General features: G+C 73.0%; 20 protein-coding genes. 8 read left to right on the top strand and 12 right to left on the bottom strand.

The annotated features are described in order from the left end of the window. Positions 1-32 precede the first annotated feature (32 nt). The gene (locus ACYVPE_RS01865; protein WP_461031555.1) at positions 33-689 is read right to left on the bottom strand and encodes an MBL fold metallo-hydrolase; all 657 of its coding nucleotides are present in this window, start codon (positions 687-689) and stop codon (positions 33-35) included. 34 nt (positions 690-723) lie between these two features. Continuing rightward, the gene (locus ACYVPE_RS01860; protein ID WP_461031554.1) at positions 724-1,413 is read right to left on the bottom strand and encodes a maleylpyruvate isomerase family mycothiol-dependent enzyme; all 690 of its coding nucleotides are present in this window, start codon (positions 1,411-1,413) and stop codon (positions 724-726) included. A 196-nt stretch (positions 1,414-1,609) separates the two neighbouring features. On the opposite strand from ACYVPE_RS01860, the gene uvrA reads away from it, so the two are divergent. Together uvrA and ACYVPE_RS01850 are read left to right on the top strand one after the other, a co-directional pair. Then, positions 1,610-4,555, top strand: coding sequence for an excinuclease ABC subunit UvrA (gene uvrA, locus ACYVPE_RS01855; RefSeq protein ID WP_461031553.1), 2,946 nt, complete (start codon positions 1,610-1,612; stop codon positions 4,553-4,555). Between the two features lie 144 nt (positions 4,556-4,699). Then, positions 4,700-8,128, top strand: a complete 3,429-nt coding sequence (locus ACYVPE_RS01850; RefSeq protein WP_461031552.1) for a phosphodiester glycosidase family protein — start codon at positions 4,700-4,702, stop codon at positions 8,126-8,128. 60 nt (positions 8,129-8,188) lie between these two features. Here ACYVPE_RS01850 and uvrB read toward each other — a convergent pair whose 3' ends face one another. Continuing rightward, positions 8,189-10,300 carry an excinuclease ABC subunit UvrB gene (gene uvrB / locus ACYVPE_RS01845; protein WP_461031551.1) on the bottom strand — a complete coding sequence of 704 codons (2,112 nt, stop codon included), beginning with the start codon at positions 10,298-10,300 and terminating at the stop codon, positions 8,189-8,191. A gap of 188 nt (positions 10,301-10,488) precedes the next feature. On the opposite strand from uvrB, the gene ACYVPE_RS01840 reads away from it, so the two are divergent. Further along, a complete protein-coding gene (locus tag ACYVPE_RS01840; RefSeq protein WP_461031550.1) occupies positions 10,489-11,397 on the top strand; it encodes a glycerophosphodiester phosphodiesterase in 909 nt (302 codons plus the stop codon). 72 nt (positions 11,398-11,469) lie between these two features. Further along, positions 11,470-12,084 carry a methylated-DNA--[protein]-cysteine S-methyltransferase gene (locus ACYVPE_RS01835; RefSeq protein ID WP_461031549.1) on the top strand — a complete coding sequence of 205 codons (615 nt, stop codon included), beginning with the start codon at positions 11,470-11,472 and terminating at the stop codon, positions 12,082-12,084. Positions 12,085-12,189: 105 nt separating this feature from the next. Here ACYVPE_RS01835 and ACYVPE_RS01830 read toward each other — a convergent pair whose 3' ends face one another. The 5 genes from ACYVPE_RS01830 to ACYVPE_RS01810 all read right to left on the bottom strand — a co-directional run bounded on the left by ACYVPE_RS01830 (position 12,190) and on the right by ACYVPE_RS01810 (position 16,749). Further along, entirely contained in the window at positions 12,190-12,912 is a 723-nt protein-coding gene (locus ACYVPE_RS01830; protein WP_461031548.1) for a M23 family metallopeptidase, read from the bottom strand. A 388-nt stretch (positions 12,913-13,300) separates the two neighbouring features. Continuing rightward, positions 13,301-14,017, bottom strand: a complete 717-nt coding sequence (locus ACYVPE_RS01825; RefSeq protein WP_461031585.1) for a PIG-L deacetylase family protein — start codon at positions 14,015-14,017, stop codon at positions 13,301-13,303. 41 nt (positions 14,018-14,058) lie between these two features. Then, positions 14,059-14,514, bottom strand: a complete 456-nt coding sequence (locus ACYVPE_RS01820; protein WP_461031547.1) for a type II toxin-antitoxin system PemK/MazF family toxin — start codon at positions 14,512-14,514, stop codon at positions 14,059-14,061. Between the two features lie 115 nt (positions 14,515-14,629). Further along, positions 14,630-15,448, bottom strand: a complete 819-nt coding sequence (locus ACYVPE_RS01815) for a hypothetical protein (RefSeq protein ID WP_461031546.1) — start codon at positions 15,446-15,448, stop codon at positions 14,630-14,632. Then, positions 15,448-16,749 (bottom strand): VWA domain-containing protein, encoded by a 1,302-nt coding sequence (locus tag ACYVPE_RS01810; RefSeq protein ID WP_461031545.1) that lies wholly within the window; start codon positions 16,747-16,749, stop codon positions 15,448-15,450. Before ACYVPE_RS01810 ends, ACYVPE_RS01815 begins: the two co-directional genes overlap by 1 nt. A gap of 96 nt (positions 16,750-16,845) precedes the next feature. On the opposite strand from ACYVPE_RS01810, the gene ACYVPE_RS01805 reads away from it, so the two are divergent. Further along, positions 16,846-17,841: a zinc-dependent alcohol dehydrogenase family protein gene (locus ACYVPE_RS01805; RefSeq protein ID WP_461031584.1), complete on the top strand. Its 996-nt coding sequence runs from the start codon at positions 16,846-16,848 to the stop codon at positions 17,839-17,841. A gap of 33 nt (positions 17,842-17,874) precedes the next feature. Here ACYVPE_RS01805 and ACYVPE_RS01800 read toward each other — a convergent pair whose 3' ends face one another. Then, the gene (locus tag ACYVPE_RS01800) at positions 17,875-18,315 is read right to left on the bottom strand and encodes a DUF6224 family protein (RefSeq protein WP_132819299.1); all 441 of its coding nucleotides are present in this window, start codon (positions 18,313-18,315) and stop codon (positions 17,875-17,877) included. Positions 18,316-18,458: 143 nt separating this feature from the next. Continuing rightward, positions 18,459-19,100, bottom strand: coding sequence for a nucleoside/nucleotide kinase family protein (locus tag ACYVPE_RS01795; RefSeq protein ID WP_461031544.1), 642 nt, complete (start codon positions 19,098-19,100; stop codon positions 18,459-18,461). A 28-nt stretch (positions 19,101-19,128) separates the two neighbouring features. Here ACYVPE_RS01795 and ACYVPE_RS01790 point away from each other — a divergent pair, with 28 nt between their 5' ends. Further along, the gene (locus ACYVPE_RS01790; RefSeq protein WP_461031543.1) at positions 19,129-19,497 is read left to right on the top strand and encodes a VOC family protein; all 369 of its coding nucleotides are present in this window, start codon (positions 19,129-19,131) and stop codon (positions 19,495-19,497) included. A 57-nt stretch (positions 19,498-19,554) separates the two neighbouring features. Further along, the gene (locus ACYVPE_RS01785; protein ID WP_461031542.1) at positions 19,555-20,016 is read left to right on the top strand and encodes a hypothetical protein; all 462 of its coding nucleotides are present in this window, start codon (positions 19,555-19,557) and stop codon (positions 20,014-20,016) included. On the opposite strand, the gene ACYVPE_RS01780 is transcribed toward ACYVPE_RS01785, so the two are convergent. Both ACYVPE_RS01780 and ACYVPE_RS01775 read right to left on the bottom strand, forming a co-directional pair. Then, a complete protein-coding gene (locus ACYVPE_RS01780; RefSeq protein WP_461031541.1) occupies positions 20,013-20,384 on the bottom strand; it encodes a 6-pyruvoyl trahydropterin synthase family protein in 372 nt (123 codons plus the stop codon). The two genes, ACYVPE_RS01785 and ACYVPE_RS01780, sit on opposite strands and share 4 nt — an antisense overlap. A gap of 39 nt (positions 20,385-20,423) precedes the next feature. After that, positions 20,424-23,126, bottom strand: coding sequence for an AAA family ATPase (locus tag ACYVPE_RS01775; protein ID WP_461031540.1), 2,703 nt, complete (start codon positions 23,124-23,126; stop codon positions 20,424-20,426). A 210-nt stretch (positions 23,127-23,336) separates the two neighbouring features. Here ACYVPE_RS01775 and ACYVPE_RS01770 point away from each other — a divergent pair, with 210 nt between their 5' ends. Beyond that, positions 23,337-24,587 (top strand): FUSC family protein, encoded by a 1,251-nt coding sequence (locus tag ACYVPE_RS01770; RefSeq protein WP_461031539.1) that lies wholly within the window; start codon positions 23,337-23,339, stop codon positions 24,585-24,587. The last annotated feature ends 29 nt before the right edge of the window (positions 24,588-24,616 follow it).

The raw sequence follows: 24,616 nt of genomic DNA, 5'->3' as shown, positions 1-24,616 counted from the left end.
GCCGAGGGCTGACAGTCAGTGACCTTGGGCAGTCACCAGCCGCGTTCGCGCCATTCGGGGAGCTTGGGGCGCTCGGCGCCCAGGGTGGTGTCGGAACCGTGGCCCGGGTAGACCCAGGTCTCGTCGGGGAGCTGGTCGAAGAGCTTGGTCTCGACGTCGCGCAGCAGGGTGGCGAACGCCTCGGGGTCGTCGTGGGTGTTGCCGACGCCGCCGGGGAAGAGGCAGTCGCCGGTGAAGACGTGCGGGTGCCCCTCGGGGTCGTCGTAGATCAGCGCGATGGATCCTGGGGTGTGGCCGACGAGGTGGCGGGCGGTGAGCCGGCAGGTGCCGACGGTGATCTCGTCGCCGTCGTCGACGAGGACGGCGGTGGGCACCGGGATGCCATCGGCGTCGTGGCGGCCGGCGAGGGTGCGGGCGCCTGTGGCGTCGACGACGGCGCTGAGCGCCTGCCAGTGGTCGCCGTGCCGGTGGGTGGTGACGACGGTGGCGATGCCGTCGTCACCGATCAGGTTGAGCAGGGTGGGGGCCTCGTTGGCCGCGTCGATCAGCAGTTGCTCGCCGGTGTCCCGGCAGCGCAGCAGGTAGGCGTTGTTCTCCATGGGGCCGACGGCGACCTTGGAGATGATCAGCTTGGCGAGCTCGTGGGCGTCGGCCGGCTCCCCGACCGCGACGTTTCCGGTGTAGGCCATGGCGGCCAGTCTGCTACAGGTCGGGGACGGACGGTCAGAGCCCCGGCAGCTCGGGCAGTGGTTCGGCGGCGGCGAGGCCGCTGCCGGGGGTGCGGCCGCTGAGCCAGCCCACGAGGGCGGCGGCGGTGCCGACGACGATCAGGGGCGAGTCGCCAGTGCGGCCGGTGCGCCAGGTGCGGCCGTCCTCGGCGCGGAGTTCGAGGGGCGGCACGGCCGGGTGGTCGGCGAGGCGCCCGGCGAGGTAGCCGGGGGCGCGGTCGAGGAAGGCGCTCGGCAGGCTGGCGATGGTGTGGCCGGCGTCGAGGTCGATGCCGTGCAGCTCGATCTCGGCCCAGCGGCGGAGGGGGATGACGGAGGCCACGTCCCGCATGCCGTCGCGGAGGGTCACGGTGGCCCGCCAGTCGTCGTCGGTGAGCCCGGCGGCCGCGGTGGCCAGCCGGTCGGCGCTGTCGCGCACGTCGGCGACGTGGACGGCGAGCGGGCGGGGCGCGTCGCGCTCGATGTCGGCGTTCCTGGCCTCGGCGCTCAGGTACATGGGGCGGCCGTGGAGGACGTTGACCAGGGCGTCGGCGTTACGGGCGAGGTGGGCGAGGACGTGGCCGCGGGTCCAGCCGGGGAGGCGGGACGGCTGGGCGACAGCGGCGTCGTCCAGGGTGGCGACGTCGGCGACGAGGCGTTCGGTGGCGTCCTGGAGGCCGGCGAGGTCGGCTGCGGGTCCGGTCATGATCACACGCTATCTCCTCACACCTTCGAGTGAAGGTGACGGAAAACTTCCGGGAATCGAACGCCCGTGCTATAGGCTGCGGAGCGCAGGGCCCGAAGGCATCCGGGGGACTTTTGTCAGATGCCACCCATACCCTTGGACGGGTCGCCCGTGTCCCGCGGGCGGTCCGGGATTCACACGAAAGGTGCCATCCGGAGTGGCCGACCGACTCATCGTTCGTGGCGCTCGCGAGCACAATCTGCGGAACGTCTCGCTCGACCTGCCTCGCGACTCGCTCATCGTCTTCACCGGGCTGTCGGGTTCTGGCAAGTCCTCGCTCGCCTTCGACACGATCTTCGCCGAGGGTCAGCGGCGCTACGTCGAGTCGCTGTCCTCGTACGCCCGGCAGTTCCTCGGGCAGATGGACAAGCCGGATGTGGACTTCATCGAGGGCCTGTCCCCCGCGGTCTCCATCGACCAGAAGTCGACCTCGCGCAATCCGCGCTCCACGGTGGGCACGATCACCGAGGTCTACGACTACCTGCGGCTGCTCTTCGCCAGGATCGGCCGCCCGCACTGCCCGGAGTGCGCCCGACCGATCGCCAGGCAGTCGCCGCAGGCCATCGTGGACAAGGTGCTGGCCCTGGAGGAGGGCAGCCGCTTCCAGGTGCTCTCGCCGCTGGTGCGGGAGCGCAAGGGCGAGTTCGTCGACCTCTTCGCCGACCTGCAGACGAAGGGCTACAGCCGGGCCCGGGTGGACGGCGAGACGATCCAGCTGGTCGAGCCGCCGACGCTGAAGAAGCAGGAGAAGCACACCATCGAGGTGGTCGTCGACCGGCTCACGGTGAAGGAGAGCGCCAAGCGCCGGCTGACGGACTCGGTGGAGACGGCGCTCGGCCTCTCCGGCGGCATGGTGATCCTGGACTTCGTGGATCTGCCGGCCGACGACCCGCAGCGCGAGCGGATGTTCTCGGAGCACCTGTACTGCCCGTACGACGACCTGTCCTTCGAGGAGCTCGAGCCGCGCTCCTTCTCGTTCAACTCCCCCTTCGGCGCCTGCCCCGAGTGCTCAGGGCTCGGCAGCCGCATGGAGGTGGACGCCGAGCTGATCGTGCCCGACCCGGAGAAGACCCTGGAGGAGGGCGCGATCCACCCCTGGTCGCACGGGCAGACCAGGGGCTACTTCAACCTGCTGCTCGGCGCCCTCGGCAAGGCGCTGAACTTCCGCACCGACATCCCCTGGGCCGGGCTGCCGCAGCGCGCCCGCAAGGCGATCCTGCAGGGCCACAAGTCCAAGATCGAGGTCCGGTACGAGAACCGGCACGGCCAGGAGCGCGCCTACACCACGGCCTTCGAGGGCGTGATCCCGTTCGTCCAGCGGCGGTACGCCGAGGCCGAGACGGACAACAGCAGGGAGCGCTTCGAGGGCTACATGCGGGAGGCGCCCTGCCCTTCCTGCCACGGCACCCGGCTGAAGCCGCTGGTGCTCGCGGTCACGGTGCAGGGGCGGTCCATCGCCGACGTGGCCGGGATGTCGATCAGCGCCTGCGCGGACTTCCTGCGCGGGATGACGCTGACGGACCGCGAGAAGACCATCGCCGAGCGGGTGCTGAAGGAGGTCAACGAGCGGCTGCGGTTCCTGGTCGACGTCGGCCTCGACTACCTGTCGCTCGACCGCGCCGCCGGCACCCTCTCGGGCGGCGAGGCCCAGCGCATCCGGCTCGCCACCCAGATCGGCTCAGGGCTGGTCGGCGTCCTCTACGTGCTGGACGAGCCGTCCATCGGGCTGCACCAGCGGGACAACCACCGGCTGATCGAGACGCTGGTCCGGCTGCGCAACCTGGGCAACACGCTGATCGTCGTCGAGCACGACGAGGACACCATCCGCACCTCCGACTGGGTGGTGGACATCGGCCCGGGCGCCGGCGAGCACGGCGGCAAGGTGGTGCACAGCGGGCCGCTGGCCGAGCTGCTGGCCAACGAGGAGTCGCTGACCGGCCAGTACCTGTCCGGCGCCCGCTCGATCCCCACTCCGGCGGAGCGGCGCCCGGTGGACCGCAAGCGCCAGCTCACGGTGCACGGCGCCCGCGAGCACAACCTCAAGGACATCGACGTCAGCTTCCCGGTCGGGGTGCTGACCGCCGTCACCGGCGTGTCGGGATCCGGCAAGTCCACGCTGGTCAACGACATCCTCTACACGCACCTGGCGCGCGAGCTCAACCGCGCCAGGGCGGTGCCCGGGCGGCACACCAGGATCACCGGCGACGACCTGGTCGACAAGGTGGTGCACGTCGACCAGTCGCCGATCGGCCGCACCCCGCGGTCCAATCCGGCCACCTACACGGGCGTCTTCGACCACGTCCGCCGGCTCTTCGCGGAGACCACGGAGGCCAAGGTCCGCGGCTACCAGCCCGGCCGCTTCTCGTTCAACGTCAAGGGCGGCCGCTGCGAGAACTGCTCGGGCGACGGCACCATCAAGATCGAGATGAACTTCCTGCCCGACGTCTACGTGCCGTGCGAGGTCTGCCACGGCGCCCGGTACAACCGGGAGACGCTGGAGGTCCACTACAAGGGCAGGTCCATCGCCGAGGTGCTGGACATGCCGATCGAGGAGGCGCTCGACTTCTTCGAGGCCGTCCCCGGCATCGCCCGCCACCTGCGCACCCTGCGCGACGTCGGCCTCGGCTACGTGCGGCTCGGCCAGCCGGCGCCCACCCTCTCCGGCGGCGAGGCCCAGCGGGTCAAGCTGGCGGCCGAGCTCCAGCGGCGCTCCACCGGCAGCACCGTCTACGTGCTGGACGAGCCGACCACCGGTCTGCACTTCGAGGACATCCGCAAGCTGATCTCGGTGCTGTCCGACCTGGTCGACAAGGGCAACACGGTGATCGTCATCGAGCACAACCTGGACGTGATCAAGACCGCCGACTGGGTCGTGGACATGGGCCCCGAGGGCGGCTCGGGCGGCGGCCAGGTCGTCGCCCAGGGCACGCCTGAGGAGGTCGCCTCGGAGCCGGCCAGCCACACCGGCAAGTTCCTCCGCGACCTGCTCGGCGATCTCCCCTCCGCCGGATCGCCCGCCCCCGCCGGCCGCCGGGCCGCCGCGGGCGGCAGTGCCAAGCCGAAGCGGGCCGCCACGCGGCGGTCCACCGCGAAGGGGAGCTGACGCCCCGTAACGGATGCCGGGGCCGGGCGAGTTGTTACCCCAGAGTTCGTGGCGGCCCTCTGGTGAGGACCGGTACTCCCTTGGAACGCTGAGCGGCGGTCGGCGCGCCCGGCGCCGACGCGGCAAGCGTCCAAGGGAGTACCGGTGTCACGATTCGCCGCACGCGGGAGACGTGGGGTCCGTTCACTGCTCGCGCTAGGGGCCGCGGCGGCGCTGGTCGCCGTGCCGGCCCCGCCGTCGGCCGGCGCCACGTCACGCCCGGCCTCGGTGGCCGAAGGCGACGGGTTGGAGCTGGCGCGCACCGAACTGCCGGTCGCGCCCGGCGCCGAGCTGACGACATACCAGCGCCTGGAGTCCGACAAGTGGCTGAGCGCCCAGGCGCTCAGCGTCGACCTGACGAGCGATCTGCGCGTCGACTACCTCGCCGCCGACGCGGTCGCCTCGGCGGCCACCGTCGAGGAGATGGTGGCCGAACACGACCCGGGTGACGGCCGCACCACCGTGGCCGCCATCAACGGCGACTTCTTCGACATCAACGCCACCAGCGCCCCGCTCGGCCCCGGCATCGCCGACGGCGCGCTGCGCCACTCGGGCACCACCGGCGCCACCCAGGCCGCGGCCTTCGGCCCCGACGGCGCCGGCCGCGTCCTGGACCTCTACTTCGACGGCACCCTCACGCTGCCCGCCGGCGAGGCCGAGCTGGCCGGCTTCAACGCGGCCACCGTCCCGGCCGGCGGCATCGGGCTCTACACCCCGCTGTGGGGCGAGGCCGACCGGGCGCTGCCGGTCACCGGAGCCGCCGAGGTCACCGAGGTCGTGGTCGCCGACGACCGGGTGGTCTCGGTCGCCGAGAAGCCGGGTGGCGGCCCGATCCCAGACGGCTCCTACGTGCTGCTCGGCCGGGACGCCGGGGCCGACGTCCTGGCGGGGCTGGCCGCCGGCGACCCGGTCGCCACCGAGTACGCTCCCCGCACCGGGGACGGCGGGCCGCTGCCGCGCACCGCGGTCGGCGGCCGCGGCGTGCTGGTGGCCGACGGTGAGCCGGTGGACTGGGAGGGCCGGCCGAACAACGCCACGGCGCCGCGCACCGCGGTGGGCTTCTCGCGGGACGGCCAGGAGATGTACGTGCTGAGCGTGGACGGCCGGCAGGCCCACTCGGGCGGCGTCACCCTCACCGAGCTGGCGCTGATGATGGACGACCTCGGCGCCTACAGCGCGCTCAACCTGGACGGCGGCGGGTCGAGCACCCTGCTGGCCCGCGCCCCCGGCGCGGCCGCGCCCACCGTGGTCAACAGCCCGTCCGACGGCGAGCAGCGGGAGGTGCCCAACGGCCTGGCGATCACCGCGCCGGAGGGCAACGGCGCGGTGACCGGCTACCGGGTCGGCACCGTGGCCGACCCCGAGCTGGCGCCCACCGCCGACCCGGTACCAGGCGGCCACCCGGAGCGGGTCTTCCCCGGCCTCACCCGCCGGCTGACCGCCGTCGGCCACGACGAGACCTACGGCCCCGCCGACCCCGGTGCCGAGCCGCGCTGGCGCTCCGGCCGGCCGGGCACCGGCACGGTGGCCGGCGACGGCGTCTTCACGGCCCGCCGGCCCGGCACGGTCGAGGTCACCGCGTCGCGGGGCCGGGCGACCGGCTCCGTCGAGCTGACCGTGCTCGGCGACCTCGCCAGGATCACCCCGACCACCCAGCGCGTCGGCCTCGCCGACCCGGCCGCCACCGGGTCCTTCGGCGTCCTCGGCCACGACGCCGGCGGCTCCACGGCCCCCGTCGAGCCGGCCGACGTCGAGCTCGACTACGACACCTCGCTGTTCCGGGTCGAGCCGGACCCGGCGGCCGGCGGGTTCACCGTGGCCGCGACCTCCGGGGCGGGCGCCGCCTCCGGCCTGATCACCGCGACCGTGGGCGGTGCCGAGACCACCGTGGCCGTGACCGTCGGCCTGGAGGACACGGTGGTGGCGGACTTCGAGAACGCCGCTGCCTGGTCCTTCAGCCACGCCAGGGCCGGCGGCTCGCTGGCCGCCGAGCCGGCCGGCCGGGAGGGCGCCGGGCTGCGGATGCGCTACGACTTCGCCCTCTCCACCGCGACCCGCGCGGCCTACGCCACGCCGCGGGCCGACATCCCGGTCGCCGGCCAGCCGCAGAGCTTCACCCTGTGGATCGAGGGCGACGGCCGCGGCTCCTGGCCCTCGCTCCACCTGGTGGACGCCCAGGGCGTCAGCCAGGTGCTGCGCGGCCCGCACCTCACCTGGGAGGGCTGGCGTCAGGTCACCTTCGAGGTGCCGGAGGGGGTCGCCTACCCGCTGTCGGTGCGGCGCTTCTATATCGCCGAGACCCGGCCGGACGCGCTGTACCGCGACGAGATCGTCTTCGACGAGCTGCGGGCCCAGACCCCGCCCGAGGTGACGCTCCCGGAGCCGGAGCGGCCGGCCGATCCGCTGATCGGCTCGGCGGCGGACACCGCGGGCCGCGACTGGCGGTTCGCCGTGGTGTCGGACGCCCAGTTCGTCGCGCGGGCGCCGGACAGCGACATCGTGGCGCTGGCCAGGCGGACGCTGCGCGAGGCCCGGGCGGCCGATCCGGACTTCGTGGTGATCAACGGCGACTGGGTGGACGAGGGCTCGCCCGAGGACCTGGCGTTCGCCCGCCGGGTGATCGAGGAGGAGCTGGGGGACGCCGTCCCCTGGTACTACGTGCCGGGCAACCACGAGGTGATGGGCGGCTCGGTCGACGGCTTCGAGGAGGAGTTCGGCCCCGCCCAGCTCACCTTCGACCACCGGGGCACCCGCTTCATCACCCTGGACACCTCGTCGCTGACCCTGCGTGGCGGCGGCTTCGCCCAGATCCGGGAGCTGCGGGCGCAGCTGGACGCGGCGGCCGAGGACGGCTCGATCGGCTCGGTGGTGGTCATGGCGCACGTGCCGCCGCGTGACACCACGGCGCAACCGGCGAGCCAGCTGACGGACCGGCTGGAGGCCGCGCTGCTCGAGGACTGGCTGGCGGAGTTCCGGCGGGAGACCGGCAAGGGCGTGGCGTTCTTCGGCGCGCACGTGGGGGTCTTCGACGGCTACCGCCTCGACGGGGTGCCGTACTTCATCGGTGGGGACGCGGGCAAGGCGCCGGCCGCCGCGCCGGGCGAGGGCGGTTTCACCGGGTGGGCGCTGGTGGGCGTGGACCGGGTGACCCGCGGCGAGCAGGCCAGGGCCAGGCAGTCGCCTGAGGCGGTGCTGCCCGACTGGCTGACCGTGCAGACCAGGCCGCACGTGGACGCGCTCACCCTGGCCGCCCCGGCGACGCTGCGGGCCGGTGAGGAGGCGACCGCGGGCGCGACGCTCACCCAGGAGCTGGCCACCGGGGCGCGCGAGGTGCCGGTGGGCTTCCCGGTGAGCGCCGACTGGGCCGGCTCCCGCGAGCTGTTCCTCGGCCCGGCGGAGGAGGCGGGCCGGCGCCATGTCGCCGCTTTCGACCCGGCGACCGGGCGGCTCACCGCCCTGCGCCCCGGCGCGGTCACCCTGGAGGTGACGGTCGGCGGCGAGCGGCGGAGCGCCGAGCTCCGGGTGACCCGCTGAGGCTGGACGGCGAGCGGGGTGGGCCCGCCCCCTCGGGGGCGGGCCCACCCCGTGAGGGCGCTACTTGAGGCCGACCTCCCGCATCTGGCGGAGTTCCTTCTTGAGGTCGGAGAGCTCGTCCCGCAGCCGGGCGGCGATCTCGAACTGCAGCTCGGCGGCGGCGGCCCGCATCCGGGCGGTCAGGTCCTCGATGGTCTCGGCCAGCTCGGTGGCCGGCCGGTCGGTGAGCTCCTTACCGCCCTTGCCGCCCTTGCGGGAGGCGGCGGGCACCGGGGCCTTGCCCTTCCCGCCGCCGTCCTGCTTGCGGTAGCCGGAACCGAGCAGCTCCTGGGTGTCCACGCTCTCGCGGGCGATGGTCGCCACGATGTCGTTGATCTTCTTGCGCAGCGGCTGCGGGTCGATGCCGTGGGCCTCGTTGTAGGCGACCTGCTTGACGCGGCGCCGGTTGGTCTCGTCGATCGCCCGCTCCATGGCCGGGGTGATCCGGTCGGCGTACATGTGGACCTGGCCCGACACGTTCCGCGCGGCGCGGCCGATGGTCTGGATCAGCGAGGTGCCGGAGCGGAGGAAGCCCTCCTTGTCCGCGTCCAGGATGGCGACCAGCGAGACCTCGGGCAGGTCGAGGCCCTCCCGGAGCAGGTTGATCCCCACCAGCACGTCGAACTCGCCGGCGCGCAGCTCGCGCAGCAGCTCGACGCGGCGCAGGGTGTCGACGTCGCTGTGCAGGTAGCGGACCCGGATGCCCAGTTCGAGGAAGTAGTCGGTGAGGTCCTCGGCCATCTTCTTGGTCAGAGTGGTGACGAGAACCCGCTCGTCCTTCTCGACCCGGGTGCGGATCTCGTGCACCAGGTCGTCGATCTGGCCCTCGGTGGGCTTGACCACCACCTCGGGGTCGATGAGACCGGTGGGACGGATGATCTGCTCGACCACACCGTCGGAGCGGGAGAGCTCGTAGGGCCCGGGGGTGGCCGACAGGTAGACGGCCTGCCCGATGCGCTCCAGGAACTCCTCCCACTTCAGCGGCCGGTTGTCGACGGCGGACGGCAGCCGGAAGCCGTGGTCGACCAGGGTGCGCTTCCGGGAGGCGTCGCCCTCGTACATGGCGCCGATCTGCGGCACGGTGTTGTGCGACTCGTCGATGACCAGCAGGAAGTCGTCGGGGAAGTAGTCGAGGAGGGTGTGCGGCGGGGAGCCGGACTCGCGGCCGTCGATGTGCAGCGAGTAGTTCTCGATGCCGGAGCAGGTGCCGATCTGCCGCATCATCTCGATGTCGTAGCTGGTGCGCATGCGGAGCCGCTGGGCCTCGAGCAGCTTGCCCTGCTGCTCCAGGGTGGCCAGCCGCCCGGCCAGCTCGGCCTCGATCCCGGAGATCGCGCGCTCCATCCGCTCCGGGCCGGCGACGTAGTGCGAGGCGGGGAACACGTAGAGGTGGTCGTCCTCCGAGATCACCTCGCCGGTGAGCGGGTGCAGGGTGGAGAGGGCCTCGATCTCGTCGCCGAACATCTCGATGCGGACGGCCAGCTCCTCGTAGACCGGGAAGATCTCGATCGTGTCGCCGCGGACCCGGAAGGTGCCGCGGGTGAACGACAGGTCGTTCCTGGTGTACTGGATGTCGACGAAGCGACGCAGCATCGCGTCCCTGTCGATCTCCTGGCCGACCTTGAGCGGCACCATCCGGTCGACGTACTCCTGGGGGGTGCCCAGGCCGTAGATGCAGGAGACGGAGGCGACGACCACCACGTCGCGGCGGGTGAGCAGCGAGTTCGTCGCGCTGTGCCTGAGCCGCTCGACCTCCTCGTTGATCGAGGAGTCCTTCTCGATGTAGGTGTCCGTCTGGGGGACGTACGCCTCGGGCTGGAAGTAGTCGTAGTACGAGACGAAGTACTCGATGGCGTTGTTCGGCAGGAGCTCGCGGAACTCGTTGGCCAGCTGGGCGGCCAGGGTCTTGTTGGGCGCCATGACCAGAGTGGGCCGCTGCAGCCGCTCGATCATCCACGCGGTGGTCGCCGACTTGCCGGTGCCGGTGGCGCCGAGCAGGACGACGTCCTTCTCGCCTCCGCCGACGCGCCGCTCCAGCTCCGAAATGGCCGAAGGCTGGTCGCCGCTTGGCTGATAAGGGCTGACGACCTCGAAGGGCGCCACCGTACGTTCGATGTGAGAAACGGGCCGCATGGCACCCACCGTACGACTCGGCACTGACAACGCGGGCTGGCTGACCGGTCGTCCCCACGAGTTCAGCTCTCGGTAACCGTTGTCCTCCCTGCTCGTTCCCGGTGATGGGGAGGCTCCCCGCGTTCCGCCCGGCCCGGACGGCGCGCTCGGCGCCGCCCGGGATTCGCTCTGGAGTCAAGGAGTCCCCCATGCCCAAGTTGCTCACCACCGTCCTGCGGGGCCGGCTCAGCGGGCTCGTCACGGTCGGGACGCTCGCGGTCCTGGTGCCCGCCGGAGCGGTCGTGGCACCGGCCTCGCTGGCCGCCCCGGCGTTCGGCTGGGACCGCGGGCCGCTGATCGTGGCGCACCGCGGCGCCTCCGGCCACGCGCCGGAGAACACCCTGGCCGCGGTGGACGCCGCCGACGAGCTGGACACCGAGTGGGTCGAGACGGACGTGCAGCGGACCGCGGACGGCGAGCTGGTGCTGATGCACGACACCACGCTGAGCCGCACCACGAACGTCGAGGAGCTCTTCCCCGACCGCGCGCCGTGGAACGTGTCGGACTTCACGGCGGAGGAGATCGCCACCCTGGACGCCGGCAGCTGGTTCGGCGCGGAGTTCGCCGACGAGCCGGTGCCCACCCTGGGCGACTACCTCGACCTGCTGGGTGAGAACCGGCAGAGCCTGCTGCTCGAGATCAAGGCCCCCGAGCTCTACCCGGGGATCGAGGCGGAGATCCTCGACGAACTCGGCGACGAGGGCTGGCTGCGCGGCCGCCCTGGCGACCGGCTCGTGGTGCAGAGCTTCGGCGCCGACTCCGTGCGCACCGTGCACGAGCTGGCGCCCCGGGTGATCACCGGCTTCCTCGGCACCCCCGCGCTGGCCGACGTGCCGGACTACGCCGAGTTCGCCGACCAGATCAACCCGCGGTACGGGGACCTGACCGCCGAGTACGTGGCCGGCATCCAGGACGTCAGGGGCGCGCACGGCAGGCCGCTGGAGGTCTACGCCTGGACGATCAACGACGGGGCGACGGCGGCCCGGATCGCGGCGCTCGGCGTGGACGGCATCATCACCAACTTCCCCGAGCGGGTCCGCGAGGGTCTGGAGGACTGACGGGTCCCGGTGGTGCCGGCCGGCGGCCGGCTCCGCCGGGGACTGTCAGTGGGGCCGCCTAGGCTGCCCTCCATGAGCCGTGACACGCGTGACGCTCCCCGGCCCGCCACCGGTGCCGGGGAGCCGCTGGGGGCCCGGGAGGTACCCCCGGCAGCCTGGTCGGTCCGGGAGACGCCGATCGGGCCACTGCTGCTCGCCGCCACGGAGCGGGGCCTGGTGCTTGTCGTCTTCCACGCGGACGCCCGCGCGGTTCGGCGGTCCCTGGCCCGGCTCGAGGGGGTCCTGGGGCGCCGGCTGGTGCCCGCCGCCGAGGATCCGGTGGCCGGGCCGCTGGTGGCCGGGGCGTGGGCCGAGCTGGACGCCTACTTCGAGGGCCGGCTCGAGGTCTTCGAGACACCCCTCGACTGGTCGCTGGCCCCGGGCTTCACCGGGCAGGTGCTGCGGGAGCTGGCGGCCTCCGTGCCGTTCGGCAGCGTCGTCGGCTACGGCGAGCTGGCGGAGCAGGTCGGGGATCGGGACGCGGCCCGGGCGGTGGGCGCCGCCATGGGGGCCAATCCACTGCCGGTGATCGTGCCGTGCCACCGGGTGCTGGCGGCAGGTGGCGGGATCGGCGGCTTCGGGGGCGGCCTGGAGACCAAGCGGGCGCTGCTCGCCCTGGAGGGGGTGCTGCCTGCGCCCCTGTTCTGAGCGGGCCACAGCGCGGCCACAACGGGGCCGCACAGGGCTGACCCCCCGGGCCGACGGGGGGCCGGGGGGTCAGCGGGTGGCTCAGCGGTGGCTTCGGCCGGTCGCTCAGATCTTCACGTCGTGCTTGTCGAGGAAGGCGACGGGGTCGACGGCCGAGCCGTAGTTCGCGGTGGTCCTCACCTCGAAGTGCAGGTGCGGGCCGCTGGAGTTTCCGGTGTTGCCGGACAGGGCGATGGTCTCGCCGGTGTCCACCTTCTCACCCACCGTGACCTCGATCTTCGAGAGGTGGGCGTACTGCGTGAAGGTGCCGTCCGCGTGCTTGATCACGATGGCGTTGCCGTAGGCGGGGCCGTCGCCGGCGCCGTTGCCGCCGGCCTTGACCACGGTGCCGCCGTGCACGGAGTGGACCTCGGTGCCGACCGGCACGGCGAAGTCCTGGCCGCTGTGCTTGCTGGCCCAGCGCTCACCGGTGTTGCCGAAGTGGCCGGTCAGCGAGTAGTCGTCGGATATCGGGGACACCCAGGACTTGCTCGACTTGGCCTTGGCGGCGGCCTGGGCCGCCTGCGCGGCCTCGTCGGTCTTCGCCTTGACGGTGGCCTTGGTCTGGGCGTCGGCCGCGGCCGTCTGCTGGGCCTGCGCCTGGCCGTGCGTCGTGTCGGCGAGCTGGGTGGCGGTGTGCGAGGCGAATACATCGGCGTTGCCCGGCTCGGACGCCGACGCCACGCCCGTCAGCGCCACGGATCCGCAGACGGCGGCCGTCACGACGGCGGCGACTCGAGGGCGGACACCGAGGAGCTTGCGGGTGCGGTTCGCGTTGGTGTTCGACATGGGGGACTACCTCTGCGATTCGGGGACATTCCGACCGACCGTCGACAAAACGGGCGGCTGAGTCCCATTGATAACGACCGCTTTGCCCGTTTTCAAGGACCGTTGTTACTAGAACACCGCGTAGTGAAAACGGGGGAGGAAAGTCCCTTCACACCCCTTCGAGGTCCAGCCCCAGAACGCACGGATCGGGCCGAGGCGATCCGCCTCGGCCCGATCGGACCCACTCTGAGCTGGGCTCCTTCCGCACGGACCGGGGGCCACCCGAACCCCGGGCCGTTTTACCCGGCGACCAGGGTCGAAAGTCCCAGCCCTTTAGTCACATTTCCCTTCTATCGCTTTTCGTAGCTCGTTCGGGGGCTGTGACGAGGGCCACCGAGAACGGCCCAGCTCAGCGCGGAAAAAGCTCGAAGGGCACGCAGCGAAGCCCGCCGAAGCGGTCCGCCATCATCCCCGCCGCCTGCCGGTAGAGGTCCCTGGCGTACTCCTCGGGCGCCAGGTCGCTGAGCGCCTGGATGTAGGCCCGGTGCTCGGCGAGCGAGGCGACGCCCCGCTCGACGGCCTCGTCCCCCACCGCCTGGGCGTGCGTCGCCTCCGGCGAGCCGGCCACCGCCACCCAGCGCACCCCGCCCCACGGCTCGAGACCGCCCGCGCCCAGCTGCTCGGGGAAGATCCACCGGTTGCCCGCGTCCCCCGCGGCGTCGAGCACGGCCCGGCCCACCACCCGGTGGTCCGGGGTGTTCCAGGCCCGGCCGCCCCAGGTTTCGCGGTGGTTGAGGGTGATCAGCAGCTCGGGCCGGTGCCGCCGGATGGCGGCGGCCAGGTCGGCGCGGAGCGCGGTCCCCTCCTCGATCACCCCGTCGCGGTGGTCGAGGAACTCCACCTCGCGCACCCCGACCGCCGCGGCGCTGGCGCGCTGCTCGGCCTCCCTGACCCGGGCCGACTCGGCCGGATCGAGGGTGTCGATCCCCGCCTCTCCCCTGGTGACCAGCACATACGCCACCTCGCGCCCGGCGGCGGTCCACTCGGCGACGGCGGCCGCCGTCCCGTACTCGACGTCGTCGGGGTGGGCGACGACGGCCAGCGCCCGCCGCCAGTCCAGGGGCATGGTCTCCAGGGGTTCGGACACGTGGTCTCCTCGGCGGTCGGTCAGCGCCACCCGTGGCGCAGCTGAAGGTTGTGGACGACCTGCTGGAACCTGGCGCGGTCCAGGGCGCAGGCCTCGCGCCGCATCCCGTCGGGGTGCACCCGCAGCACCCGGTCGAGATGGACCCAGGACTCCCGGCCCGAGCGGTCCCAGGGCCCGGTGCCGAGCGGCATCCACTCGCGGTCGTGGTCGCGGTCGCGGCTGGAGAGCTGGACGGCGAGCAGCGTCTCGGCGTCGTCCTCGCGGGCCACCACCAGCACCGGCCGGTCCTTGCCGCGCCCGTCGTTCTCCTCGTAGGGCACCCAGGTCCAGACGATCTCCCCGGGGTCGGGGTCGCCGTCCGGCTCCGGCGCGTACGTGGTGCGCACCGCGCCCACACCGCGGGGTTCCACCTCCACGGTCGCGCCGGGGCCGGCGCGGCCCGGGATCTCGTCTATGCCGATGTCGCTGTGATCCATGCGCACACGCTATCGCCGTCCGGGGCCCTGAACCGCCGAGGGGACGGCACCGAACCGGCGCCGTCCCCCGGGCTGTTCGCCCCGACCACTCCTCGTGACCGTTACTCGTGACCGCTCAGACGCCGCTCGACCGGCGCGGCCTGGCCAGCAGGTAGCCGCCGGCGCAGGCCAGGGCGCCGAGCACGCCGCCGCCCGCGGTCCACAGCCAGCGATCGGTCCACCAGCCGCCGTTCCAGCCGTCCTCGGGCTCGGGCAGCGCGGCCAGGTACGGCTGGGCCCCCTCCGCTTCCTGTCCGTCGTCACCGGCGTCGGCGCCGGCGTCCCCGGTGGCGAGGGTGCCCGCGGTGCCGACCGGCAGCAGCGGGGTGGCGAGGTCGCCGCCGCGGTCGGCCGAGCCGCCCGCGTCCGTCATCGTGGTCGCCACCTCGACGTCGATCGGCAGGCCGAGGTCGCGCTCCGGCAGGTCGGAGACCGTGACCCGCAGGTAGTAGGCGCCCGGCAGCGGGTCGTCCGACCAGGGCTCGGCCCAGCTCCTTACGGTGCGGACGGTGCAGCTGAGCGTGACCGACGTGGCGTCCTCCGCCGCGGTGCCGACCTGCTCGCCCTCGGTGCACGCCTGACGGCGGCGCAGCCCGTCGTAGACGTCCACCCGCCAGGTGGAGGGGCCGCTGCGGGTGGCGGCGTCCGGCAGCGTGACGGTGGCCTCCGCGGTGGCCGTCTGGCCGGCGGCGACCGGGAAGGTCCAGTACAGGTAGTCACCGGCCGAGGCGACCGCGGTGGCGGTCTGGTCCTGGTCGATCACGGTGGCGGTACGGAACGCGGTGCCGGCCTCGTTCGGGGTGTCCCCGTCCTCACCGTCGGCCGCGGTGGCCGGTCCGACGCCGGCCAACAGCACGGCGGCGGTCAGTGCGGCGAATCGCGATGCCCTGTTCATCAGGCCCTCCCCATGACGATTCCGAGACGGACCAGCAGGCCCCACGCCAGGCCGACGACCAGCCCGACGCCCGTGAGCAGCAGCAGCGGCACCCAGCCCCTGGCCAGGCCGAAGGCGGCGAGGTCGGAGGGCTCGTCCGGCGCCGACACCACGTCGACGGTCAGTTCCACCGGCAGCCCGGGAGTGCGCTCGACGGCGTCGGGCGCCGAGAACGAGCTGCTGATCTCCAGGCAGACGACGCGCGACTCCCGGTCACCCTGGGTGTCCTCGTCGTCCGTGCTCTCGGCGAGCTCGGGCACCGGGTAGCGAAGCCCGGTGGAGATCACGTCGGTGCGGCCGCTGCCGGCGCCGGTGCCGCGCACCAGCTCCTGGCTCTCCTCGTCGACGGCCCGCAGCAGCACGCCGTAGTCCGGGTTGACCGGGCGGTCGGCGGCGACGCTCACGGAGGCGCGCAGTTCCTGACCGGCGGTCAGCGGCACCCGGTAGAAGCGGTGCTGGCCGAACTCAGCGCGGTCGTTGTAGACGCCGACGGCGAGTTGGGGCGCGTCGGCGCAGCTCTCGGCGCCCTCGACGGCCGTGGGGTTCTCCACCGGCAGGTCGGCCCGGCGCACCAGTTGGTTGAGCCGGTCGGTCAGCTGGTCGGTGTCCTGCACGGCGGTGTAGGTGCCGCCGGTGGCCTCGGCGATGCAGCTCAGCTGCTCGCGCACCGCGTCGTCCAGGGTCAGGCCGAGGGTGTCCACCACGAGGTTGGTGCCGCTGGCGGCGAGTTCGCGGGCGACCACGCAGGGGTCGGGCTCGCCGCAGGAGTCCTCGCCGTCGGTGATCAGCACGATCCGGCGGGTGCCGGGGCCCTCGCCCAGGTCCTCGTTGGCGCCGCGCAGCGCCAGGCCGATCGGGGTGAAGCCGGTGGTGGGTCGCAGGGTGGCGACGGCCGTCTTGGCCTCGGTCCTGTCCACCTGGCCGACCGGGTAGAGCTGTTGGCTGTCCTGGCAGCCGGCCTCCCGGTCGTCGCCGGGGTTGCCGGCGCCGAGGGTTCTGATGCCGAGGTGCACCTCCTCGGGGACGGCGTCGATGACCTCGTTGAACGACTGCTGGGCGGCCGCGATGCGGGACTGGCCCCCGCTCATGTCGCGTTCCCGCATGGAGCCGCTGACGTCGAGGACCAGCTCGACGCGCGGTGGTGGTCCCTCCTCGGTCTCGGACTCGGACTGATCGGCGACCGCACTCGTCGACAGAAAGCCCGTCATCAGGGCGGCGAAGAGCGCGCTGAGGGCGATCGCCGACCATCTTCTTATGATCATCTTCGGATCCTATTGATCAGCGGCCCGCCGCCCAAAAACGGCCTCAGCAGGGGCAGTCGCAGTACGTTGTGCGACATGGATCAGATCCCCGCGACCATGCGCGCCTGGGTGGTCCGCGCCCCCGGCCGCCTCGACCAGGTCGAGCTTCCCGTGCCCACCCCGGCGGCGGACGAGCTGTTGGTCCGCGTACGCACCTGCGGGGTCTGCCGCACCGACCTGCATGTCAGGGACGGCGACCTGCCACCGCACAGGTCCCCCGTGGTCCCGGGGCACGAGGCCGTCGGCGACGTGGTGGCCGCCGGTCCCGACGCGGCCGGGCACCCCGTCGGCTCCCGGGTCGGCGTCCCCTGGCTCCGCCACACCTGCGGCACCTGCCGCGCCTGTCGCCGCGGCCAGGAGAACCTGTGCCCGAACTCGCGCTACACCGGCTGGGACGCGGACGGCGGCTACGCCGAGTACCTGACCGTCCCCGCCGCCTACGCCTACGACCTGCCCGACGGCTACTCGGACGTCGAACTCGCCCCGCTGCTCTGCGCCGGCATCATCGGCTACCGGGCGCTGCGCCGCGCCGACCTGCCGCCCGGCGGCCGCCTCGGGATCTACGGCTTCGGCGGCTCGGCCCATCTGACCGCGCAGGTCGCCATCGCCCGGGGCGCCACCGTGCACGTGCTCACCCGCTCCCCCGCCGCCCGCGAGCTGGCGCTCGACCTCGGCGCGACCTCGGCCGCCGGCGCCGGGGACGAGCCTCCCGAACCGCTGGACTCGGCCATCCTGTTCGCCCCGGTGGGCGACCTGGTGCCGGTGGCGCTCAGCGCGCTGGACAGCGGTGGCACGCTCAGCGTCGCGGGGATCTACCTCTCCCCCATCCCGCCCCTCGACTACGAGCGCCATCTCTTCCGGGAGCGCACCCTGCGCAGCGTGACCGCCAACACCCGGGAGGACGGCCGCGCGTTCCTGGCCACGGCGGCCGAACACCGGATCAGGACCGCCGTCACGGCCTACCCCTTCGACGAGGCGGACCGGGCGCTCGACGACCTCGCGGCCGACCGGGTCAACGGCGCGGCCGTGCTCACCATGCCGGCGGCCGGCTGAGAGGGGCGGCTCGGCGGTAGGGCGGCCCGGTGGTCAGAACTCGACGGAGCGCAGGGTGCGGTCGCGCACCGTGTCGAGGAAGCCCGGCACGTCCTCCATCCTGGTGCCGGTGCACTGCACGATCAGATCCATCACGTCCCCCGCGGAGAGCGCGCCCACCACGGGGTGCACATGGGCGAGGCCGACCCGCTCCTCCATCCGCTTCAGCACGTGGATCGCGAGGTTGAGCTCGGGGACGTGACTGGTGTGCCCGAAGTCGAGGTTCTTCTTGATCACCCACATCTCCGGGATGATCTGGCCGAAGACGATGATGTGCGCCAGCGCGAACATCGCCCGGGCGCACTGCCGCGCGCTCTCCTCGGACTCGTCCTGCAACGCCCGCACGGCCTCCTCATCCTCCGCGAGGTGCGCCTGGATCAGGGCCACCGCGTGCAGTACCTCGTCCTTGGTGTACGGCCTCACTTCGCCGCTCATCCGACTCCACCCCTGCCAAGACCCGACCTGGGAGGCACCTCCCAGGTCACCGTACGCCTACCGTGCGAGTACCCAGTGTGTCAGTTTCCCGTCCGGCTGAAGTCGGTTCGCCCCCGTTCACCCCGCCCCGGGGGTGATTCCGGTCACGCCTGGCGGACGCCCCAGGCGGGGCGGCGCGGGTCGTCCGCCCTGACCACGACGTCGGCCGACTCCGCCGGCCGCACGTCCGCCTCGTACCGCGCGAAGGCCGGCAGCGTCCACCGCAGGTCGTCCGAGGTCCGGCGGGCGAGCGCGGCGGGCGTCAGACTCAGGTGCACGGCCAGGTCGGCCGGAAACCACTGCCCGAGCAGGAACCCCCCGTGCACCAGGAGCACCCCGCCGGGTGGCAGCGCCACATAGCCGCTGCGGGTGGCCCGGTCCCGCTCCGCGTCCCACAGGTCGGGCAGCACCCGGCCGCTGCCGCCCGGGTCCAGCGGGGTGAACACCTCGCGCCACAACGCGCCCGTGTCCAGCCACCGTTCGTAGTAGGCGTCCGCGTCCCGCCGGCCGTACTCGAAGCGCAGGGATGCGGGACGCAGGAAGCCGGCCGCGGCCACCACGAGCGCCGCCCGGCCACGCAGCCGCAGCTCGCGCGCCGTCTCCTCGGCGAGCGCCGCGCCGTCGGCGGCCGGCGCCCCGTCGACCAGCACCCGCGGCCAGGAGCCGCCGTCGGCCGGCGGCGTGGCGTCGATCATCCCGGCGAGTTCGCCGGCCAGCCGCTCCCAGGTGATCGCCGCAAGCCGCATGTCAGTGGCTCCTCCTACCATCGACCGCATGCTGAGTATCGGATCGATTGTCCTCGGCGCCGCCGACGTCCGCCGCGCGGTCGCCTTCTGGAGCGCGGCCCTCGGCTATGTGCCGCGGGACGAGATCGAGGACGACTGGGCGGTGTTGGTCCCGGCCGAGGGCCCTGGCCCGAACCTCTCACTGGGCCTGAGCGACTCCCCGGTCCAGCCGTACCCCCGGGTCCACCTCGACCTCTACGCGGGGGACGCCGCCGACCAGGCCGCCGAGGTGGCACGGCTGACAGCCCTCGGCGCCGAGCTGGTGGACTGGGACCGCTACCCGGCCGACGCCGACTTCGTGGTCCTGGCCGACACCGAGGGGAACCGCTTCTGCGTGATCGACACCGGCCGCCCCTGAGGGGACGCGGCCCAAGGCGGCCTTCCCTCCGCCTCCCGGGGGTCGCACGATAGAGCCATGGACAACGAGAGCGGTCGGGCGCGGCTCGAGGTGTACGTGGAGGCGCTGCGCGCCCGGATGCCCGCGAACCAGTTCATCCTCCTGATGCGCGCCTTCGACGCGTGGCTGACGGGCGGGGGCGGGATGATGCGGCTGCATCTGGAGTCCGACGAGCAGGAGTTGTTCACCCCCGAGGTGCAGGCCGAGATGCTGACCCTGATGGGCCTGGTCGGGGCGCTCTCCCCGGGTCACGAGGACCGTGCCGAGCACGTGGTGGTGGATCTCGGCGACGGCGAGCACGTGAAGGGGGCCAGGTCGCTGGTGCCACGCGAGGTCGCGGAGGATCCGGAGCGGCTGGCGGAGATGCGCCGCCGGCTCGACGAGGAAGAGCGCCACCGCAAGGCACAGCGGGTCAGCGACACCCTGGAGGTCGACGCGATCGCGCGCGCGAGCGGCATGCTGCGGGAGGGAGAGCCCTAGGGTGCCGGCCGGTAGTGGGCCCGGGTCTTGGGGGTTTCGGAGACGCTGACCTCCGTCAGCTCGGGATAGCGGTCCGCCCAGGCGTCGAAGATCCACCTGGCGAGGAGTTCGGCCGAGGTAGGGGTCTCCGGGCCCATGACGTCGTTGAGGTGCCGGTGGTCGAGGGTGTCGTCGAGCCACTTCTTGAAGTCATCGAGGTCGCGGTAGTCGCGGACGAAGCCGGCCTCGGTGAGCTGATCCGCGCGGGCGGAGAGTTCGAGCACGACTACGTAGTTGTGCCCGTGCATGCGCGCGCAGGGATGCCACGAGGGCAGCCGGTCGAGGACATGGCTGGCCGAGAAGTGGAATTCCTTGGTGATCGTGAACATGCCGATCTCCGCTTCCTGCTCTCGTCGCACTGTAGCCCGTCAGTCCCCGTCCGTCCCGTCCAGGATCCAGCGATTCAGCGGCACGTCCGACAGGAAGCGCCGCCGCTGCTCGGGGTCGTCGATGCTGGCCGCCTTCCGGCGGACCTCGGCCCTGGCCCGTTCCAGCAGCGCGTCGGCCTCGGCACCGTAGCCCGCGGCCCTGAGCGCCCCGGCGGCGTACCACAGCACCTCCTCGGTGCGCAGCGCCGGCTTGTCCCCGTCCCGGTCCAGGATCGCCAACGCGCCACGGGCCACCTCGGCCGCCTCGTCCACCCCGCCGCGCCGCAGCAGCACCCGCGAGCGCAGGATCAGCGCCGCGATCGTGCTGCGGCTCATGCCGCTCTCCTCGGTCTCGACGCAGGTGTCGATCGCGAGCCGCTCGACCCGCTCCAGGTCGTCGGGGCCGGCCGCGGTCTCCAGCAGCACCTCGGCGTAGAGGTTGCGGACGATCGGCACCAGGTTGGCGAGCCAGGTGCGCTGCGTCTCCTGCCAGGCGTCCCCGGCCAGCTCGCGGGCTCGCTCCCGCTGACCGTCCCGCCTGACCAGCACGGAAGCGAGCAGCGCGGTGTTGTAGGCGTGCCAGCCGCTGTCGCCGCCCCTCGCCTCCTCGAACGCGCGGGCCTCGACGAGGGCCGCCTCGGCCGCCGGCTCCGCCCCCATGGCGACATGCAGTTGGGCGAGGTAGTTGAGCGCGATCGGCAGCTCGGCGCGGAGCGTCTCTGATCGCAGCCGCGCCGTGCAGCGGGTCAGCCTGGCGTACGCCTGGCCGAAGCGGCCGGCGTCGAAGAGGTTGACGCCGAGCTGCATCTCGTTCAGGTTGCGGGCGTGCTGGAGCACCGGGTCGTCGGTGCGGCCGAGGCTCGGCTCGGCGGCGTACATCTCCTCGGCCCGGAACAGCACCGCGAGGCCGGCCCGCAGGTCGCTCTTGGGCAGCTGCCGCCCGTACTCGACGGTGGCGACGAAGAGCGCGACCGGATCCCCGCTGCGCTCGGCCAACTCGACAGCCTCCCGCAGCTTGGCCAGTGAGGGGTCGAGGCCCCGGGTGGCCATCAGGGTCTTGCCGCGCTGCAGGGCGGTGCGGGCCAGCAGCCGCGGGTCGGCGAGCCGGCGAGCCGCCTCCTCGGCCTGGGCGGCCAGGGCGTCGATGTCGGGCAGCCCGCCCTGCGGTCCCTGGCCCCGCCAGCGCACCTCGGTCAGGCTCAGCAGCAGTTCAGCCGCCTCGGCGAGCCGCCGGTCCCGGTCGCCGCCGTCCGGCGGCAGCCGCCGGGCGGCCTCGATGGCCTCGACGCAGTAGCGCTCGGCGTCGGTGAACGAGAGCCCGTCGAGCGCCGCGTCCCGCGCCAGCCCGAGGTGGGCCGCCGCGGACTCGGCGAGACAGGACGGGCCGCCCCGCCGCAGCTGCGCGGCGATGTCGAGGCGGAGCGCCCAGGGCGGCTCGCCGGGGCCGGTCTGCGGGGCGAGGGTGGCCAGCACCCGGGCCAGGTCGGCGTGCCTGCGCTGCCGCTGAGCCGCCGTCAGCTCGCCGTAGATGCCCTCGCGCAGGGCGGCGTGCTCGAACTCGTAGAGGTCGGAGGCCAGCCACGACACCCAGTCGGGTCGGTCGGCGCGCTCCTTCACCAGGCCGTGGTCGTGGGCGGTCCTGCGCAGCAGCTCGGCGGCCTCGTCGTGCGGCACGCCCGTCGCCTCGGCGACCGCCCGGGAGAGGAACGACTGGCCGAGGGCCGCGCCGCTCAGCAGCAGGTCGCGGACGGGTTCGGCGAGCCGGTGGAAGCGCCGACTGATCGCGATCGGCAGCTCGGCGGGCAGTTCGGTGGGCACCGCCGCCGGTCGGCCGGCGTTGCCGGCGCGCACCAGCCTGAGGATCTGCTCGACGAAGATCGGGTGTCCGCCGGTGGCCTCGCTGAGCCGGGCGGGGAGCGAGGTGGAGCCGGCCCCCGGCACCCGGAGTCGCACCAGCTCGCGGACCGCGTCCTCGGGGAGACCGGAGAGCTGTTCGCGGTCGAGCCGGCTGGCGTTCTCCCAGCCCTGCAACACCTCGGCGACGGCCACCGCGTTGTCGCCGGCCAGCCCGTCCCTGGTGCGGTGGCCGAGGACCAGGGCGAGCGGCAGGTCGGGCATGGCGGCCACCAGCTGGTCGAGAACCTGAAGGCTCGTTAAGTCGATGTACTGGATGTCGTCCACCATGAGCACCACCGGCCGGCCGGAGGCGATCTGGACTCGCAACGCTCCCGCCACCTGGCTGGCCATCGCCGCCTGCTGCGGCAACAGGCTGTCCCCCGGCAGGGACCCGGTGCGCATGGCCGCCTCGGTGACCTCCCGGCCGACCGCCACCAGTTGTTGCAGCCCCGGCACGACCAGGCCGAGCAGCTCCGGCACCGAGCGGAGGGCGGCCGATCCGGCGCGCCGCCAGAGGCTCTCGGTCTCCGCCGGCGGACGCAGCGCGAGCAACGCCTCGAGCGCCAGGAGGAAGGAGGTGTCAGGGCCGCCGTCCGGCCGGCAGCGCACGGAGACGACCCGGCAGCGACCGGCCAGCCGCGGATCCCGCTCGACCTCCCCGGCGAACGCGTCGAGCAGCGCCGACTTGCCCATCCCCGAGCCGCCCTCGACGGCCAGCACCTGCCCCCGGCCGGCGACGAGGTCGCCCACCACCCCGGACAACCTGCCCATCGAGTCGGCCCGATCGACAAAGGCGGTCGGCACCATCGTCTTCCCCCATCGCCAACGGTGGGTCAGTGTCGGTAAACCCACGGAGAGTACCGAGGATCACCTTAGACGAACACGGCTCACGGCCACGCAGAAACCACTCCCGAGCCACCGCACCCCAATAGCCCCCAATGCCCCGATTCACCCCACTTCGACGGGTAAGCTCGGCCCGGCCAGCCGGTGGAACGCTTACCACGAAAGGGGCCGGGCGTGCCGGAAGTACCGGAGAGCCTCGTCGATCTGGCGAAACGGGGCGGCGGCGAGCCCGTGGTGGTGCAGACCCTCCGCTCCGCGACCGCCGCCACCCTCGCCTATGTCGTCGCCACCTGGCTCACCAACGTGACGGCCCCGCTGCTCGCCCCGCTCACCGCGCTGCTCGTCGTCCAGGTCACGCTCTTCGCCACCCTCACCGCCGGCGTCCGACGGGTCAACTCCGTGGTGGCCGGCGTCCTGATCGCCACCGGCTTCAGCTCCCTGGTCGGCCTGAGCTGGTGGAGCCTCGGCCTGCTGATCCTCACCGCGCTCTCCCTCGGCCACCTGGTCCGGGTGCACGAGTTCGTCCCCGAGGTGGCGATCAGCGCCATGCTGGTCCTTGGCGTGACCCAGCACGCGGAGACCGCCTGGGACCGGGTGCTCGAGACGCTGATCGGCGCCGTCGTCGGCCTGCTGTTCAACCTGGTGATCCTTCCCCCGATCTGGGTGCGCCCGGCCGGCGAGGACATCGAGCAGCAGGCTCACCGCATGCGGGAGCTGCTGAACCGGCTCGGCGAGGAGGCGGACGAACCCCGCACCCCGGTCTCCAGGATCGCCGCCAAGATGGAGGAGGCCAGGCGCCTCGACGAGGCCATCTCCGAGGTCGACATCACGCTCACCCAGGCCGAGGAGAGCCTGCGCCTCAACCCGCGGGTCAAGGAGCCGCTGCTGACCCGGATCGTGCTGCGCACCGGCCTCGACACCCTGGAGTCCTGCGCGGTGATCCTGCGCACCATGTCCCGCAACCTCACCGACCTCGCCACCCGGCGCACCGACGAGCCGCTGTTCCCGCCCGAGGTGGCGGCCGCGATGCGCGAACTCTTCACCTATCTGGCCGGCGCCGTCGACAGCTTCGCGACGCTGATCACCAGTCAGGTCAGCAGCGCCGCCGACGAGGCGGAGAAGTTCCTCGCGGTGGAACTCGACGCCGCCCGGCTCAGCCGCGAGCACGTCGCCGAGCTGCTGCTGACCCGGGTCCAGGAGCACCCCAAGCAGTGGCAGTTGCACGGCTCGCTGCTCGCCGAGGTCGACCGGATGCTTGACGAGTTGGACATCGAGAAGCGCTCGGCGCACCTGGCGGAGGAGCTGGACCGGATGTCCCGCGAGCAGAACCGCCGCTTCCCACGGCTGCGCCGCGTCACCGGCACCGCTCGCCGGGTGCGGCGGCGGCTGCCGTCGTTCCGCCACGGCGGGGGCGTCGGGGGGTGACTTCTGCGATGAAGCTGCGACCTGTCCTC

The organism is Streptomyces mayteni, assembly GCF_054783955.1.
This window is presented reverse-complemented; position numbering and strand designations above follow the sequence as displayed.

What these genes read in the sequence shown, in the direction of transcription:
- ACYVPE_RS01825 (WP_461031585.1), bottom strand. Translation starts at nt 14,017, where the DNA reads ATGCCCCTGGACTGGCGGCGGGCGCTGGCCGTCGTCGCCCACCCCGAC.
- ACYVPE_RS01800 (WP_132819299.1), bottom strand. Translation starts at nt 18,315, where the DNA reads ATGAGCGGCGAAGTGAGGCCGTACACCAAGGACGAGGTACTGCACGCG.
- ACYVPE_RS01810 (WP_461031545.1), bottom strand. Translation starts at nt 16,749, where the DNA reads ATGATCATAAGAAGATGGTCGGCGATCGCCCTCAGCGCGCTCTTCGCC.
- ACYVPE_RS01840 (WP_461031550.1), top strand. Translation starts at nt 10,489, where the DNA reads ATGCCCAAGTTGCTCACCACCGTCCTGCGGGGCCGGCTCAGCGGGCTC.
- uvrB (WP_461031551.1), bottom strand. Translation starts at nt 10,300, where the DNA reads ATGCGGCCCGTTTCTCACATCGAACGTACGGTGGCGCCCTTCGAGGTC.
- ACYVPE_RS01860 (WP_461031554.1), bottom strand. Translation starts at nt 1,413, where the DNA reads ATGACCGGACCCGCAGCCGACCTCGCCGGCCTCCAGGACGCCACCGAA.
- ACYVPE_RS01830 (WP_461031548.1), bottom strand. Translation starts at nt 12,912, where the DNA reads ATGTCGAACACCAACGCGAACCGCACCCGCAAGCTCCTCGGTGTCCGC.
- ACYVPE_RS01785 (WP_461031542.1), top strand. Translation starts at nt 19,555, where the DNA reads ATGGACAACGAGAGCGGTCGGGCGCGGCTCGAGGTGTACGTGGAGGCG.
- ACYVPE_RS01805 (WP_461031584.1), top strand. Translation starts at nt 16,846, where the DNA reads ATGCGCGCCTGGGTGGTCCGCGCCCCCGGCCGCCTCGACCAGGTCGAG.
- ACYVPE_RS01795 (WP_461031544.1), bottom strand. Translation starts at nt 19,100, where the DNA reads ATGCGGCTTGCGGCGATCACCTGGGAGCGGCTGGCCGGCGAACTCGCC.
- ACYVPE_RS01790 (WP_461031543.1), top strand. Translation starts at nt 19,129, where the DNA reads ATGCTGAGTATCGGATCGATTGTCCTCGGCGCCGCCGACGTCCGCCGC.
- ACYVPE_RS01820 (WP_461031547.1), bottom strand. Translation starts at nt 14,514, where the DNA reads ATGGATCACAGCGACATCGGCATAGACGAGATCCCGGGCCGCGCCGGC.
- ACYVPE_RS01780 (WP_461031541.1), bottom strand. Translation starts at nt 20,384, where the DNA reads ATGTTCACGATCACCAAGGAATTCCACTTCTCGGCCAGCCATGTCCTC.
- ACYVPE_RS01865 (WP_461031555.1), bottom strand. Translation starts at nt 689, where the DNA reads ATGGCCTACACCGGAAACGTCGCGGTCGGGGAGCCGGCCGACGCCCAC.
- ACYVPE_RS01775 (WP_461031540.1), bottom strand. Translation starts at nt 23,126, where the DNA reads ATGGTGCCGACCGCCTTTGTCGATCGGGCCGACTCGATGGGCAGGTTG.
- ACYVPE_RS01815 (WP_461031546.1), bottom strand. Translation starts at nt 15,448, where the DNA reads ATGAACAGGGCATCGCGATTCGCCGCACTGACCGCCGCCGTGCTGTTG.
- ACYVPE_RS01835 (WP_461031549.1), top strand. Translation starts at nt 11,470, where the DNA reads ATGAGCCGTGACACGCGTGACGCTCCCCGGCCCGCCACCGGTGCCGGG.